This window comes from Nonomuraea sp. NPDC048882 (genome assembly GCF_040649755.1).
GTDB lineage: Bacteria > Actinomycetota > Actinomycetes > Streptosporangiales > Streptosporangiaceae > Nonomuraea > Nonomuraea maheshkhaliensis.
The window spans coordinates 46,032-59,686 of the sequence record NZ_JBEZGB010000026.1; the positions used below are offsets into that span (position 1 = coordinate 46,032).

Genomic DNA, 13,655 nt, shown 5'->3' on the forward strand with positions numbered 1-13,655 from the left:
CCGCCTGACCTACCGTGCAGTCAATGTCCTCGACGCCGCTCCCTCGCGTCAAGGCGGGCGTCCGCATCCGGCCAGGCGCTCACGGACGCGGGATCACCCCGTCACGCAGGGCGGCGAACAGGCGTTCCAGGCGGGCCCGGTGGTCGTCCACCACGGCCTGCTGCGGCTCTCCCGCGATGAGGCGGCGCGCGGTCTCCACCAGCACGCTGCCGTAACCGGCGATGAAGAAGGCGGCGAGCAGCGGGCCGTCGCCGTCGAAGTCCGGGTCGCGTTCGAGCTCGTCCGCCAGGACCCGCTGCAGGTCGGCGGCGATCTCCCGGGCGCGGGCGATCAGTGCGGGCGAGGCCGCGACGGTCCGGAAGAAGGGGACGGATCCGTCCTTCAACCCCGAGAGCGCGTGGCGCTCGTCGGCGAGGCGGAGGGTCGCGTCGCGCAGGGACGTCAGCACGTCGGCGCCCGCGGCGCGGTCGCGCACCGCCGAGCGCAGGATCGCCACGGCGTCCTCCCCGCGATCGAGGAGCAGGTCCTCCTTGCGCGGGAAGTGGTTGAAGACCGTGACGCTCGACACGCCGGCCTCCCGCCCGATCTCGGCGACCGTGACGGCGTCGAAGCCGCGTTCCAGGAACAACCGGGTCGCGACCTGCGAGATCTTGGCCCGCGTCCGCGGCCCGCCACGCTCTCCCGTTCTGGGCATCCGACCTCATTCTCTTGTGTGACTAAATTTAGTCGCTTAATCTAGTGGCGGGCCCTCACCCGCGCGTTCATTCAAGCAGGGCCTTTCCCACGAAGGAGATCTCAGTGCTGGAGCAGACCGCGGGTGCGCCGCGCTCGTTGCGGGAGGCCTGGGTGGCCCTGGCGGGGCTGTCCGCGGTGTTCCTCTTCGAGATGCTGGACAACTCGATCCTGAACGTCGCGCTGCCCACCATCGGCCGCGAACTGCACGCGTCCACGACCGCGCTGCAGTGGGTGACGGGCGCGTACGCGGTCGTGTTCGGCGGGTCGATGCTGGCCTTCGGCGCGCTCGCCGACCGGTTCGGCCGGCGCCGGGTCATGCTCGCCGGGCTGGTCCTGCTCGGCGTGGCCGGCCTGGCGACCGTCCTGGTGCGCACGGCCGAGCAGCTCATCGCCGTACGGGTGGCGATGGGGGTCGCGGCCGCGATGACGACGCCGGGCTCGATGGCGCTGGCCTTCCGCCTGTTCGAGGAGGACGGCCTGCGTGTCCGCGCGACCACCCTCATCTCGACCGTGGGCCTGGCCGGGCTCGCGCTCGGCCCGACGGCGGGCGGCCTCGTGCTCGCGGTCGCGCCCTGGCAGGCCCTGCTGCTGGTGAACGTGCCGATCGCGGTGCTCGCGATCATCGGGATCCGGGCGGGCATCGCCGCCGACGACCCGGCCGGCCTGCACCGCGATCCGGTGGACGGCGCGGGGGCGGCGCTGGGCACGGCCACGATCGTGCTGGCGCTCATCGCGCCGACGCTCTTCGTGGACGAGGGCGCCGGATCCTGGGCGGCGTGGACGGCCACGGCGGCGGCCGTCGCGGGGGCGCTCGCGTTCCTCTTGCGCCAGCGCGCGGCGCGTCATCCGCTTCTCGACCTCAAGCTCGTCGCGCACCCGCTGGTGTCGAGCGGGCTGGCGTTCAAGGCCGCGGCCGGGCTGGCGACCGCCGGTCTCGGCTACATGGTGACGCTGCAGTTGCAGCTCGACTGGGGGTGGACGCCCGCACTCGCCGCCGTCGGGATGTTGCCGCAGGTCGCCGTGCTCATCGCGGGCGGCGCGTTCGTCGGCCCGTTCGTCCGGCGGGCCGGGCTCGACCGGGCCGCCTGGCTCAGCGCCGCGGCGGTCGTCGGCGGCCTGGCCGTCTACGCCGTGCTGGGCAGGTTCGGGTACGTGTGGGTCGCGCTCGCCCTCGTGCTCACGGCGGCCGGGATGCGTGTGGTCGGCGTCGTCGCCGGGGTCAACGTGCTCCGTGGCCTGCCGCCCGAGCGGACCACGATCGGCGCCGCGCTCACCGACACCGCCGGCCAGGTCACCTCCGGCGCGGGCATCGCGGTCATCGGCACCGTCCTCGCGGCGCTGTTCACCGGTGACATCGCCGCGTCGGGGTGGAGCGCGCGGCAGAGCGCGGAGTTCCAGGAGGCGGTCACGGTGGCAGGCCTCCTCCTCACGGTGGTGGCGGCGGCGCTGGTCGGCTGGGGCATCGTCCGTACGCGACGGCTCTCGGCACACCCCGCTTGGCCTGCGTCCTGATTCCCGAGAAACGAAACGAGACGGTTCGTCTTGCGCTCAGGGGGCGTGAACGGCTATCGTCCTCCTTGCAACGAGACGAGACGGATCGTCTCGCAATCGACCCATCGGGAGTTTCATGCGCATCGGCCCTCCTTCATCCGGCATCCGGCTCATCCTGTCCGGCGTCACCAAGCGGTATGACGACACGATCGTGCTCAACGAGGTCTCGCTCACGGTCAAGCCCGGCGAGAAGGTCGGCGTGATCGGCGACAACGGATCCGGCAAGTCCACCCTGCTGCGCCTGCTCGCCGGACGCTGCCGGCCCGACAACGGCGCCGCCGACCTCGCGACGCCCGGCGGCGTCGGCTACCTGGCCCAGACACTGGACCTGCCCCTCACCGCGACCGCCGGCGAAGCCGTCGATCTCGCGCTCGCGGACCTGCGCGAGCTGGAACGCCGGATCCGGGAGGCCGAGCTCGGCCTGGGTGACGCCACGCCCGCCGAACTGGACGACTACGCCGACCTGGTCGCCCGGTTCGAGGCCCGCGACGGGTACCGGGCCGACACCCGGGTCGAGATCATGCTGGACGCGCTCGGCCTGCCGGACCTGGACCGCACGCGCCCGCTCGGCACCTTCTCGGGCGGGCAGAGATCCCGGCTGGCGCTGGCGGCGACCCTGGCCGCGGCCCCCGAGGTACTGCTGCTCGACGAACCCACCAACGACCTCGACGACCAGGCCGTGGCCTGGCTGGAGCAGCACCTGCGCACGCACCGGGGCACCCTGGTCGCGGTGACGCACGACCGGCTGTTCCTGGAACGGGTCACCTCCGCCATCGTGGAGGTGGACGGCGACCTGCGTACCGTGCGCCGTTACGGCAACGGCTACGCCGGCTTCCTGGCGGCCAAGTCGGCGGCCAGGGCGCGCTGGGCGCGTGAGCACGAGGAGTGGCGCGCCGAGGTGACCCGCGCGGAGGGGCTGGCCGACGTGCACGCGCAACGGCTGGCCGTCATCCCGCGCAAGGCGCCGGCCGCCTTCAGCGGGGCGGGCGCCTTCCGCGCCCGGTCGCGGGCGCACGGGGCGATGAGCAGGATCCGCGGTGCTCGTGAACGACTGCGCCGGCTCCACCTGACCCCGGTTCCGCCGCCTCCGCGGCCGCTGCGCTTCGCCGCCCGCATCGCGGCCGACGTCACCACGGGCCCTCTCGTGGAACTGACGGAGGTGCGGGTGGGCGAGCGCCTGCGGGTCGAGTCGCTGCGCGTCGAACCGGGAGCCCGGCTGCTGGTCACCGGTCCGAACGGGGCGGGCAAGACCACGCTCCTGCGCGTGCTGGCCGGCGAGCTCACCCCTGACGCCGGCACGGTCCGCGGGAGGCCGCGCGTGGGGCACCTACGTCAGGACGACGGGCCGGCGTACGGGCCGACGTACTGGGCGGGCACGGTGCTGGAGGCGTTCGCGGCCGGGCGGCCGGGAGATCAGGACGGGCACGCCGACGCGCTGCTCGCGCTGGGCCTGTTCCGTGCCGCCCAGCTCGACGCGCCGGTCGCGTCCCTCTCTCCCGGCCTGCGCCGCAGGCTCGAACTCGCCCGCGTGGTCAGCGAGCCGGCCGACCTGCTGCTCCTGGACGAACCCACCAACCACCTGTCCCCCGGCCTGATGGACGACCTGGAGCAGGCGCTGAGCGCCTACCGGGGCGCGCTCGTCATGGTCACCCACGACCGCCGCCTGCGGGCCGCCTTCACCGGCTCCCACCTGGAGCTCGACGCGGGCGAAGCGACCCGCCCGATCACGGCCGGCCCTCTCCCCGTGCGCTGCTGACGAGAATCGGGAACCAAGTGCCGTCGGCCTGGCAACAACTGCTGTGCTGATATTTCGCCGAAAGGCTACGACATGAGCGGCATGAGCCAGGCGGACGGCGATGACGCCTCCCACATCGAGCGCTCCTTGCGCGAATCGGAGGCGTTCGCCGCGCTCTTCCGCCGGCATGCGCCCGACATCACCCGGTACGTCACCAGAAGGCTGGGGGTGGACGCCGCCGACGACGTGGTGGCGGAGACGTTCCTGACCGCGTTCCGGCAGCGTGGCCGCTACGACCTGAGCCGCCCGGACGCCCGCCCCTGGCTGTACGGCATCGCCACCAACCTGATCGGCCGCCACCGGCGTACGGAGGTGCACCAGCTTCGGGTCCTCGAACGAACGGGCGTCGACCCCGTGACGGCTCCCTTCACCGACCGCAGCGACGACCGGGTCAGCGCCGAGGCCGCCCGCCACCGCCTGGCGGGGGCGCTGGCGACGCTGCCGCAGGGCCATCGGGACGCGCTGCTCCTGGTCGCCTGGGCCGGCCTGACCTATCCGGAGGTCGCGCGGGCGCTGGACGTACGCCTCGGAACCGTGCGGTCGCGCATCAACCGGGCGCGGGAGAAGCTGCGCCGGGAGCTCGGAGGAGTCAATCCCATGACGATCATCAGCGAGGAGCCCGTCCATGAATGAGATGTCCGAGCTCGTCCGGCTCCGCTCCGAAGTGCCGCCCCCCACGCCGGACGCCCTGATCGCCCAGGAAGAGCGGCTCATGAAGGCCATGGCCGCCGTGCCCCCGGCCCGGCGCGGGCGCCGCGGCCGCGTCGTGGTCACCGGTCTGCTCGCCGCCGCCGCGCTGACCGTCGTGGCCGTCCTGGGCCCGGCGCTGATCAGCGGGGACGCCCTTCCCACCGCCTACGCCAACTCCGCCATAGCCATCGAGCTGCGCGGGGACGAGTACGTCGCCACGATCAAGGATCCCTTCGCCGACCACGCCCGCTACACCGAGGCGTTCCAGGCGCTGGGCCTGGACGTCGCCCTGGACCTGCGGCCCGCCTCCCCGTCCGGGGTCGGCAAGGTCTTCCGGCTCGGCTTCTCCGGTACGACCGAGAAGGACCGCATAGGCTCCGGTCTGGAACCGGAAGGGTGCTCCTACGGCCGTCCCGGCTGTGCCCTGACCGTCACCGTCAGCAAGGGCTTCAGCGGCAGGGGCGTGCTCTACCTGGGCCGCCCCGCCAGGGCCGCGGAGCCGTACGAGAACAACGCGATGGCCGGCGCGAAGGGCGAGGCACTTGAAGGGTACGACCCGGACGGGCGCACGGTCGCCGAGGTCCTGGCCGAGACGCGCGAGCGCGGCCTGGAGGTGACCTTCCAGATCATCGAACCCGCCCCCGACGGGAACGGCTTCTCGATGAACCCTGGAAAGCAGTCGGCCGAGGTGGGCGGGCACTGGATCGTGTGGGCCGCCGAGCCCTCCCGGCAGGGTGCGGTGCGCCTGCTGGTGTCGGAGAAGCGGGTGGCGAAGAACCCCGTCCACGGGAACTGACGACGCCCGCTTCAGTCTGTCCCCACTTTGCGCACGCGAGTGGTGGCGGTGTCGAGGCGGGCGCCGTCGGCGCCGGTCGGCGTGAGTTCGGGGACGGGGACGCCGTGCTGGTCGACGAGGGTGGAGTGGCTCTCCCCCGGGGCGAAGGCGTGGCGTTCCCCCCACTGCCGCAGGGTGAGGATCACCGGGAACAGGTCGCGGCCGGCGTCGGTGAGCACGTACTCCTGCCGCCGGCCCGACGGCGCGGTGCGCTGGGCGAGGAGCCCGGCCGCGGTGAGCCGGCGCAGGCGGTCGGTGAGGATGTTGCGGGCGACGCCGGTGCGCCGCTGGAACTCGGTGAACGAGCGCGCCCCGTCCATCGCGTCGCGCACGACGAGCAGGCTCCACCGGTCGCCGACGAGGTCGAGCGCCCGGGCCACGGGGCACTCGGGGTCGGTCCAGTCGCGTTCCATGAGCCCTCTCCCAATCAGTTGCGAATTGAAACCATTATGTCCTACGGTCGAAACAGTTGCAATCTGCTACTGATCGGGGGAAGCGATGGACGGGTGGCGGCGGTGGCTGCTCGCGGTGGTGTGCGGTGTCGCGGTGGCGAGCGTCTACGCGGCGCAGCCGGTGCTGGAGCCGATGGGACGTGATCTCGGCGTTCCGGCGGAGCTGACCGGCTGGATCGTGGCGACCGGCCAGCTCGGTTACCTGGCCGGGCTGGTGCTGCTGGTGCCGCTCGGGGACCTGCTCGACCGGCGGCGGCTCATCGCCGCGCACCTGGCGCTCACGGCGGCGGGCCTGATCCTGACGGCGTCGGCGCCGGTCGCGTGGGTGGCGTTCGCGGGGCTCGCGGCGGCCGGGGTGTTCGCGGTCGTGGTGCAGATCACGGTGGCCTACGCCGCCTCGATCTCCCCTCCGGCCGAACGCGGGCGCAACATCGGGGTCGTGACCTCGGGCGTCGTGGCCGGCATCCTGGGCGCGCGGGTCGTCACCGGTGCGCTCGCCGACCTGTGGGGCTGGCGGAGCGTGTACGCCGTGCTCGCGGTGCCGGCGCTCGGCCTGGCCGTCGTCGTCCTGGCCGCCCTGCCGAAGGAGGAGCGCCCCGGCCGGACCGCTCTGCCGAGCGAGGAGCGCCCCGGCCGGACCGCCGGATACCGGCAGGCCGTCGCCGGACTCGGCGCGCTGTTCACGCGGCGGCTCTTCCTGACGCGCGGGCTCATCGCCTTCTTCCTCTTCGCCTCGTTCGGCACCCTGTGGAGTGGTCTGTCCCTGCCACTGGCGGGCCCGCCATGGCAGCTGGGCGAGAGCCGGATCGGGCTGCTCGGCCTCGCCGGGCTGGCCGGCGCGCTGGGCGCGGCCCGCGCGGGACGGTGGGCGGACGCGGGCCGGGCGGGCCCGGTCACCGGCCTCGCGCTCACCCTGCTCGTCCTGTCATGGGCGGCCATCGCGCAACTGCCGGCGGCACTGTGGGCGCTCGTCGCCGGGATCGTGCTGCTCGACCTCGCGGTCCAGGCCGTGCACGTGAGCAACCAGCACCTGCTCACCGCCGCGCACCCGGACCGCACCAGCACCGTCGTCGGCGGCTACATGGTCTTCTACTCCCTCGGCTCCGCCCTGGGCGCGGCGACGACCACCGCCGTCTTCGCCACTCACGGCTGGGCGGGCTCCAGCCTCCTGGGCGCCGGGTACGCGGCCTGCGCGCTGACCGTCTGGATCGCCGGCCGGACGCTACCAGCAATCCCAGTGGACGACCTCCGTCACCGGGACTTGGCGGCCGGGCTTGAAGTCCGTGCCGATCGTCCAGGCGACGGGGATCAGCGCGCACTGGACGGTCGTCTCGTGAGGAAGGCCGAGTAGCTCGGCCGCCTCGCGTTCGTAGTTCAGGTGCGGGGTGGTCCACACGGTGCCGAGCCCGCGGCTACGCGCGGCCAGCATGAAGCTCCACACGGCGACCCAGGCCGAGCCCCAGGTCCCGGCCTGGGTCGCCGGATCGCCGAGCTCGGCCCGCGAGCCCACCTGGATGCACGGCACCAGGAGCACGGGCACCTGGTCGATGATCTCGACGAGGTGGCTGGCGTGCCAGCGGCCGACGCGGGCGGTGGTGGACGAGGTGGACGAGGTGGCCGCCGTCATCCGTTCCGTACCGGCTTGACCCCCTTCTTAGCGGTACGCGCCCGGCGGCCGGCCGGTCCATCGGCGGAAGGCGCGGCGGAAGGCGCTCGCCTCGGAGAAGCCCAGCCGCCTGGCCAGCTCCTCGACCGTCTCGTCACCACGCCGCAGGCTGGCGATGGCCGCGTCGCGCAGCAGGTCCTCCTTGATCTGCCCGATCGAGGTGTGCTCGGCCCGCAGCAGCCGGCGCAGGTGCTGGGTGCTCATGGCGAGCTGGGCGGCGATGTCGCCGGGGGCCGGCCAGTGGCCGCGCAGCCCACGTTCGAGGATCTTGCGGACGCGGTCGGCAGTGGACGAGCCGTAGTCCCGCGTGGTGAACCAGACGTTGGGCTGGTCGGCGAGGTAGTCGGCGAGCTGCTGTTCGTCGCGGATCAGCGGGGCGCTGAGCAGGGCGTGGTCGAAGGCGAGCGTGAGCCGGTCGGCGTCGAACACCGGATGCCGGCCGAAGACGCCTTCGTAGTCGGCGGCGTAGGCGGGGGCGGGCCAGGGCAGGGTCAGCTCGCGCAGCGCGATGCGCCGTCCGGTGACCCAGCCGAGCATGCGGTGGATCACCGTGGCCAGCAGCTCGGCGGCCAGGTGGTCGGGGTCGTCGAGGCGGCGCGGGTCGATCTCGACGACGACCAGCGGCGGACGCTCCGCCACCCGCAGCCGGGGCGCGCCGAGCACTTCGCCGGCCTCCGCCAGCCGGCGCAGCGCCGCGCCGAGGTCCGGCGCGTGGATGAGCGAGCGCATCATGAGCCGGAACGAGCCGAGCGGGAGCGGCGGCCCGATCCCGAAGAGCTCGTCGCCGGTCAGGATCCACAGCTCCTGGGTGAGCTCGGACAGCTGGGTGTGGCTCACGCAGCCGCCGCCAGGCCGGCCCAGCGTGTCGGCCGGGATGCCGCTGCGCCGCAGCAGCGAGGCCACGTCGAGCCCTCGCCGCTCGCCGGCGCGCACCAGCCGCCGCACCACGTCGCCCGGCTGCGTCGACCCGCCCACCGGGGCAGCCTATCGGCCCCCGCCTGGTACGGGATGCGCGCGGCGGTCATGAGATCCGCTCGGCACGGTACTCGGAACCCCCTGGACGAAACCCTACGTTTCCCACCATGCCTAGATATGTCTGGTTCGCCCTTGGCCTGCTCCTGCAGTTGTTCGCCGTCGGCGGCCGGTGGGACCTGCCGCTGGCCGCCTGGGCTTTCCTGGTCTTCCTGCTCAGGTTCCTGCGCACAGGACGCCCCCTGCCGGGGCTGATCCTGGCCTGGTTGGTGGGGGTGGCCGGCGCGTTGTTCTGGACGGTGCAGCTGGCCGTCCCGCTGACTCCGCTGACGTTCGCCGGCGTGTTCGCCCTGGGATCGGCCACGCTGGTGCCGTTCGCCGTGGACCGGCTGCTGCACGAGCGGGTCGGGCCGGTCGTCCGGCTGCTCGCCTTCCCCGCCGCGCTGACCGCCGTGGAGTTCCTGCTGGGCAGTTTCAACCCGTTCGGGACCGCGTACGGGCTGCTGGCCGTCACCCAGCACGAGAACCTGGCGCTGCTGCAGTCGCTGTCGGTGGCCGGGCCGTACGCGGTCGCGTTCCTCATGGGCGTGGTCGCGACCGCCGCCAACCACCTGTGGGAGAACAGCGGGTTCCGGCCGGCGCTCGCGGTCGCCGGGGTGCTGGCGGCGGTGCTCGTGGGCGGGCAGGCCAGGCTCGCGTTCGCGCCCGCGCCCAGCGCGCCGACCGTGCGCGTGGCGGGCATCAACCCTTCCGGGGCCTCGCTGGAGGCGGCCGGACGGCTGCTCGGCACCGCGCCCACCGACCTCGCGGGCGTCTCGCGCGTCGGCGTGAGCACGGTGCGGGCGGCCTCCGAGGTGATCAGCAGGCAGCTGTTCGACGACACCAGGAAGGCGGCGCAGGCGGGCGCGAAGATCGTGTTCTGGTCGGAGAACGCCGCCAAGGTGCGCGCCGAGGACGAACCGGCCTTGCTCGCCCAGGCCACCGCGTTCGCCCGGCAATGGGGCATCTACCTCTCCGTCGCGGCCAACGTCTATCTGCCGGACGCGCCCTACGGCCGCGACCAGACCGTGCTCGTCGGGCCGGACGGGAAGGTGCTGTGGACGTACCAGAAGCGCCATCCCATTCCCGGCCTGGAGAGCTACGAGCCGGGCACGGGTCCCGCGCCCGTGGTCGAGACGCCGTACGGGCGCCTGTCGAACGTGATCTGCTACGACGCGGACTTTCCCGCGATGATGCACGTCGCGGCGGACATCATGCTCGTGCCCGGCGGCGACTGGCCGGAGATGGGGCGCATCCACACCAAGATGGCCAGCCTGCGGGCGATCGAGAACGGCTACGCGCTGGTCCGGCAGGACTTCAACGGCTCCTCGCAGGCCTTCGACTTCCAGGGGCGGGTGCTGTCGCAGCAGGACACCACGCCCGGCGACAACCTGCCGTGGATCGTGGACGTCCCCACGCGCGGGACGTCCACGCCTTACCGGGTCGTCGGGGACGTGTTCGCCTGGGCGTGCGTGGCGCTCACGCTCGGGGCGATCGTGCTGGGCGCGGCGCGGCCCGTACGGCGGGGCGTCAATCGCCCTTCTTGAGCTGGCTCCGCACGAGCAGCCCCACGCCGACCCAGAGGAACAGCTGAATCCCGGCGCCCCTGGTGTAGCGCCACCAGGGGATCGGCTGCTCTCCCGTCGCCAGCGAGACGGCGACCCCGAAGAGGAAGTATCCGATCGCGGAGATCACCCCGATGACCGCCAGCGTGGCGACCGGACGAGCGACCAGCCGCGTGCCGAGCCAGTGCCCGCCCGTGATCATCCGCTCCCGTAACTTCATGATCACGACTCTAACGGGGTCCCGGCGGGCCCGCCGGGCCGCGCCTCCGGGGGTACGGCGTCCGCGAGGGCCTGGATCAGCGCGACGGTGGCGGGCGGGTCGGGAGGGTCTCCGTACGTGACGGCGTAGAGCCGGCGGGTGAACCCGGTCAGCTCGGTGGTGTGGATGCCGGGCCGGCGGTGGGCGCGCAACGCGAGACCCGGCAGGGTGGTGACGCCCTTGCCCGCGGCGACGAGGGCCTGCACCACTACCATGTCGTCGCTCAGCGATCCGATGCGCGGCGTGAAGCCGTTCTGCCGGCACAGGTTGACCAGCTCCTCCTGACAGCGTTCGCAACCACCGATCCACGCCGAGAGACGATGGTTGGCGATGCTGTCATCGGGTTGCCGGCTGACCAGGTAGATCGGGTCGTAGCCGATGTGGACGAGGCGGAACCCCTCCTCCTCCGCCGGGGCGTCGGCGTGGCGGAAGACGAGCGCCACGTCGATCTCGCCGGCCCGTAACAGCTGCAGCGCCTCGACCGGGTGACGCTCGATCAGGATCAGCTCCAGCCCCGGGTGCGCCTCGGCCAGCGCGACGGCCGCCGCCGGCACGATCGTGCTCAGCGGCGAGGCGTTGGCGGCCAGGCGCACCAGGCCCGCCCGCAGCCCGGCCTGCGCCGCCAGCTCGGTGGCCGCCGCGTCGACCCGCCCGACGATCTCGGAGGCCCGGCCGGCCAGCAGCCGCCCTTCCGGGGTCAGCCGGATGCCGCGCCCGACCCGCTGGAGGAGCTTGACGCCGGTGGCCGCTTCGAGGCGGGACAGGTGATGGCTCACCGACGGCTGCGAGTAGTGCAGCTCCTTCGCGGCCTCGGTCACCGACCCGTGCCGCGCCACCGCCGCCAGAACCTTGAGATGCGTCAGGTTCAGCATCGATCAAAGATATCAATGAGTCCGTCGAAGATTTGGCATTAGACGTCATCTCATCGCCCGGCCATGCTCTCTGGTGAGGACGCCGTACGAAGGGAAAAGTGATGAGCAAGCTCAGGTGCCACATCTCGATCTCGCTGGACGGATACGTCGCCGGCCCCAACCAGAGCGAGGAGAACCCGCTCGGCGAGGGCGGCGAACGGCTGCACGACTGGGTCGTTCCGCTGGCCGCCTTCCGCGAGGCCCACGGCGGGCAGGGCGGCGCGGTGACCGCCAGCACGCGGGTCTTCGAGGAGACGATCGCGAACCTCGGCGCCGGGATCATGGGCCGGAACATGTTCGGCCCCATCGGCGGCGGCCCGTGGGGCGACGGGGCGTGGAAGGGCTGGTGGGGTGACGAACCGCCGTACCACTACCCCGTGTTCGTGATCACGCACCACTCGCGCGAGCCGGTGGAGATGCGCGGCGGGACCACGTACCACTTCGTCACCGACGGCCTCGAATCCGCACTCGACCAGGCCAAGAAGGCCGCGGACGGCAAGGACGTCATGCTGTGGGGCGGCGGCGACGTCGCCCGCCAGTACCTGGCGGCGGGGCTGCTGGACGAGCTCGAACTGCACGTCGTCCCGGTCCTGCTCGGCGGCGGCTCCCGCCTGCTCGACGACCTCGAGGGCGCGGACGTGCGGCTGGAGCAGATCAGGGCCGTCGAGGGGGCCGGCGTCACCCACCTGAAGTACCGGGTCCTGCGAGGTGCGTCATCGTGAAGAGCCTCGTGCGGGAGAGCGGCCTGATGCGGGCCTTCATCGACGACGTGGACCACGTGGTGAGCACGACCGGCGACGAGCACGAGATCACGGCGCGGGTCGCAGAACGGCTGTCCGCGCTGCTGGCGCCCGGTTACCGGCTCCCGCCCGAGCTGACGCGCGCGTCCGCCGAGCGCCACCTGACGTATCCGCTGCACATCGCCGCCGACGGAAGCTGGTCGCTGGCGTCGGTCGTCTGGGACGTGGGCCAGCGGACCGGCGTGCACTCGCACGAGACCTGGGGCGTGGCCGGCGTCTACGCGGGAGCCGAGCACGAGGTCCGCTACCTCAAGCCGGCCGGGTCCGCCCCCGCCGGGCCGCTGACGCCGGCCGGCGAGACGGTGTGGGTGCCGGGCCAGGTCACCGTCTGCTGCACCACCGACGACGACGTCCACGCCGTCGAGGCCGTCGGCGCCGTGCCCACGATCGGGATCCACGTCTACGGCGGCGACATCGCCACGATCAGACGGCGGGCCTACGATCCCGCCACCGGCGAGGTCACCTGGTTCGTCTCCGGCTGGGACAGCGTGCCCGGCGACTGACGCGCCCTTTGACGTGAATACTGTGGGCGTGGAGTACGTGTCCAGAGTGCCGCGACCGCCGCTGGACGGGCTGATCGACGACCTCTATTACCTGGCGGGCACGCCGCCGTACGCCCGGCTGATGTTGCCGCCGATGCCGGCCGCGTTGCTCATCGTCAACCTCGGGCCGCCGTTCCACATCAGCGCCCCTGCCGGGACGGGCGAGTACGCCGACGGCTGCGTGATCACCGCCCCGAGCCGCGCCTTCACGTTCGGCTATCCGCCGGGCACCAGGTCGGTGGGGGTGCACTTCAAGCCATGGGGCCCGGCGGCGTTCCTGGGGATGCCCGCGGCCGAGCTGTGTGACCGGCCGGTGACGTTGGAGCAGGTCTGGGGCCGGCCCGCCGTCGCCGAGCTGCGCGAGCGGCTGGCGCTGGCGGACGGGCCTGCCGCGATGCTGGCGCTGCTGGAGGGCGAGCTGCGGCGGCGGCTCACCGAGACCGCCGGGCTGGGGTTGGTCCGCCGTACGAGCAGCGTCATCGCGGCGGCCGGCGGGGCGGTGGCGATCGGCGACCTGAGCATGGCCGCCGGGGTCAGCAGCACTCATCTGGCGCAGCGGTTCAAGGAGCTCGTCGGCGTCACGCCGAAGCGGCTGGCCCGTACCTACCGCTTCACCGCCACCGTCTTCGCGATCGACCCCGCGGGACCGATCGACTGGAGCGATCTCGCAGGGCGCGCGGGCTACTTCGACCAGGCGCACTTCGGGCACGAGTTCCGGGCGTTCACCGGGCTCACGCCGACTCGGTACGTCGAGGTCCGGCGGCGGTTCCTGCGCGAGCATCCCGGCCACGTGCTGGACGGCTGGTCGCTGCCGGCCGATTGATTTCTTACAAGAACTCGCAG

General features: G+C 72.8%; 14 protein-coding genes and 1 pseudogene. 9 read left to right on the top strand and 6 right to left on the bottom strand.

Features of this window, described 5'->3' with window-relative positions; translation table 11 throughout:
* Nucleotides 1-79: 79 nt before the first annotated feature.
* A complete protein-coding gene (locus AB0C27_RS50505; RefSeq protein ID WP_357861498.1) occupies nt 80-694 on the bottom strand; it encodes a TetR/AcrR family transcriptional regulator in 615 nt (204 codons plus the stop codon).
* A gap of 104 nt (nt 695-798) precedes the next feature.
* Here AB0C27_RS50505 and AB0C27_RS50510 point away from each other — a divergent pair, with 104 nt between their 5' ends.
* The 4 genes from AB0C27_RS50510 to AB0C27_RS50525 all read left to right on the top strand — a co-directional run bounded on the left by AB0C27_RS50510 (nt 799) and on the right by AB0C27_RS50525 (nt 5,567).
* Entirely contained in the window at nt 799-2,247 is a 1,449-nt protein-coding gene (locus tag AB0C27_RS50510; RefSeq protein ID WP_357861500.1) for an MFS transporter, read from the top strand.
* Between the two features lie 115 nt (nt 2,248-2,362).
* Nucleotides 2,363-4,042, top strand: coding sequence for a ribosomal protection-like ABC-F family protein (gene abc-f / locus AB0C27_RS50515; protein WP_357861502.1), 1,680 nt, complete (start codon nt 2,363-2,365; stop codon nt 4,040-4,042).
* Nucleotides 4,043-4,114: 72 nt separating this feature from the next.
* Nucleotides 4,115-4,714: an RNA polymerase sigma factor gene (locus AB0C27_RS50520; protein ID WP_357861504.1), complete on the top strand. Its 600-nt coding sequence runs from the start codon at nt 4,115-4,117 to the stop codon at nt 4,712-4,714.
* The gene (locus AB0C27_RS50525) at nt 4,707-5,567 is read left to right on the top strand and encodes a hypothetical protein (RefSeq protein WP_357861506.1); all 861 of its coding nucleotides are present in this window, start codon (nt 4,707-4,709) and stop codon (nt 5,565-5,567) included. Before AB0C27_RS50520 ends, AB0C27_RS50525 begins: the two co-directional genes overlap by 8 nt.
* Nucleotides 5,568-5,578: 11 nt before the next feature.
* On the opposite strand, the gene AB0C27_RS50530 is transcribed toward AB0C27_RS50525, so the two are convergent.
* Nucleotides 5,579-6,019: a helix-turn-helix domain-containing protein gene (locus AB0C27_RS50530; RefSeq protein ID WP_357861508.1), complete on the bottom strand. Its 441-nt coding sequence runs from the start codon at nt 6,017-6,019 to the stop codon at nt 5,579-5,581.
* 85 nt (nt 6,020-6,104) lie between these two features.
* Between AB0C27_RS50530 and AB0C27_RS50535 the strand changes: the two genes are divergently transcribed.
* Entirely contained in the window at nt 6,105-7,409 is a 1,305-nt protein-coding gene (locus tag AB0C27_RS50535; RefSeq protein ID WP_357861510.1) for an MFS transporter, read from the top strand.
* An 18-nt stretch (nt 7,410-7,427) separates the two neighbouring features.
* On the opposite strand, the pseudogene AB0C27_RS50540 reads toward AB0C27_RS50535, so the two are convergent.
* Nucleotides 7,428-7,685 (bottom strand): annotated as a pseudogene (locus AB0C27_RS50540) (nitroreductase family protein); the annotation flags it as partial.
* A 27-nt stretch (nt 7,686-7,712) separates the two neighbouring features.
* A complete protein-coding gene (locus AB0C27_RS50545; protein ID WP_357861512.1) occupies nt 7,713-8,699 on the bottom strand; it encodes an AraC family transcriptional regulator in 987 nt (328 codons plus the stop codon).
* A gap of 107 nt (nt 8,700-8,806) precedes the next feature.
* On the opposite strand from AB0C27_RS50545, the gene AB0C27_RS50550 reads away from it, so the two are divergent.
* Nucleotides 8,807-10,282 carry a nitrilase-related carbon-nitrogen hydrolase gene (locus tag AB0C27_RS50550; RefSeq protein ID WP_357861514.1) on the top strand — a complete coding sequence of 492 codons (1,476 nt, stop codon included), beginning with the start codon at nt 8,807-8,809 and terminating at the stop codon, nt 10,280-10,282.
* On the opposite strand, the gene AB0C27_RS50555 is transcribed toward AB0C27_RS50550, so the two are convergent.
* Together AB0C27_RS50555 and AB0C27_RS50560 are read right to left on the bottom strand one after the other, a co-directional pair.
* Nucleotides 10,266-10,520, bottom strand: coding sequence for a hypothetical protein (locus AB0C27_RS50555; RefSeq protein WP_357861516.1), 255 nt, complete (start codon nt 10,518-10,520; stop codon nt 10,266-10,268). The genes AB0C27_RS50550 and AB0C27_RS50555 overlap by 17 nt on opposite strands.
* A gap of 2 nt (nt 10,521-10,522) precedes the next feature.
* Nucleotides 10,523-11,431 (bottom strand): LysR family transcriptional regulator, encoded by a 909-nt coding sequence (locus AB0C27_RS50560; protein ID WP_357861518.1) that lies wholly within the window; start codon nt 11,429-11,431, stop codon nt 10,523-10,525.
* A 101-nt stretch (nt 11,432-11,532) separates the two neighbouring features.
* On the opposite strand from AB0C27_RS50560, the gene AB0C27_RS50565 reads away from it, so the two are divergent.
* From AB0C27_RS50565 to AB0C27_RS50575, 3 genes are read left to right on the top strand one after another with little or no spacing between them, the layout of a single operon-like run.
* On the top strand, nt 11,533-12,192 hold the full coding sequence (locus tag AB0C27_RS50565; RefSeq protein ID WP_357861520.1) for a dihydrofolate reductase family protein: 660 nt from the start codon (nt 11,533-11,535) through the stop codon (nt 12,190-12,192).
* Nucleotides 12,189-12,773: a hypothetical protein gene (locus AB0C27_RS50570; RefSeq protein WP_357861522.1), complete on the top strand. Its 585-nt coding sequence runs from the start codon at nt 12,189-12,191 to the stop codon at nt 12,771-12,773. The genes AB0C27_RS50565 and AB0C27_RS50570 overlap by 4 nt, the downstream gene beginning before the upstream one ends.
* Nucleotides 12,774-12,801: 28 nt before the next feature.
* A complete protein-coding gene (locus tag AB0C27_RS50575; RefSeq protein WP_357861524.1) occupies nt 12,802-13,635 on the top strand; it encodes a helix-turn-helix domain-containing protein in 834 nt (277 codons plus the stop codon).
* The last annotated feature ends 20 nt before the right edge of the window (nt 13,636-13,655 follow it).

What these genes read in the sequence shown, in the direction of transcription:
- AB0C27_RS50520 (WP_357861504.1), top strand. Translation starts at nt 4,115, where the DNA reads ATGAGCGGCATGAGCCAGGCGGACGGCGATGACGCCTCCCACATCGAG.
- AB0C27_RS50530 (WP_357861508.1), bottom strand. Translation starts at nt 6,019, where the DNA reads ATGGAACGCGACTGGACCGACCCCGAGTGCCCCGTGGCCCGGGCGCTC.
- AB0C27_RS50505 (WP_357861498.1), bottom strand. Translation starts at nt 694, where the DNA reads ATGCCCAGAACGGGAGAGCGTGGCGGGCCGCGGACGCGGGCCAAGATC.
- AB0C27_RS50560 (WP_357861518.1), bottom strand. Translation starts at nt 11,431, where the DNA reads ATGCTGAACCTGACGCATCTCAAGGTTCTGGCGGCGGTGGCGCGGCAC.
- AB0C27_RS50565 (WP_357861520.1), top strand. Translation starts at nt 11,533, where the DNA reads ATGAGCAAGCTCAGGTGCCACATCTCGATCTCGCTGGACGGATACGTC.
- AB0C27_RS50535 (WP_357861510.1), top strand. Translation starts at nt 6,105, where the DNA reads ATGGACGGGTGGCGGCGGTGGCTGCTCGCGGTGGTGTGCGGTGTCGCG.
- AB0C27_RS50555 (WP_357861516.1), bottom strand. Translation starts at nt 10,520, where the DNA reads ATGAAGTTACGGGAGCGGATGATCACGGGCGGGCACTGGCTCGGCACG.
- AB0C27_RS50550 (WP_357861514.1), top strand. Translation starts at nt 8,807, where the DNA reads ATGCCTAGATATGTCTGGTTCGCCCTTGGCCTGCTCCTGCAGTTGTTC.
- AB0C27_RS50525 (WP_357861506.1), top strand. Translation starts at nt 4,707, where the DNA reads ATGAATGAGATGTCCGAGCTCGTCCGGCTCCGCTCCGAAGTGCCGCCC.
- abc-f (WP_357861502.1), top strand. Translation starts at nt 2,363, where the DNA reads ATGCGCATCGGCCCTCCTTCATCCGGCATCCGGCTCATCCTGTCCGGC.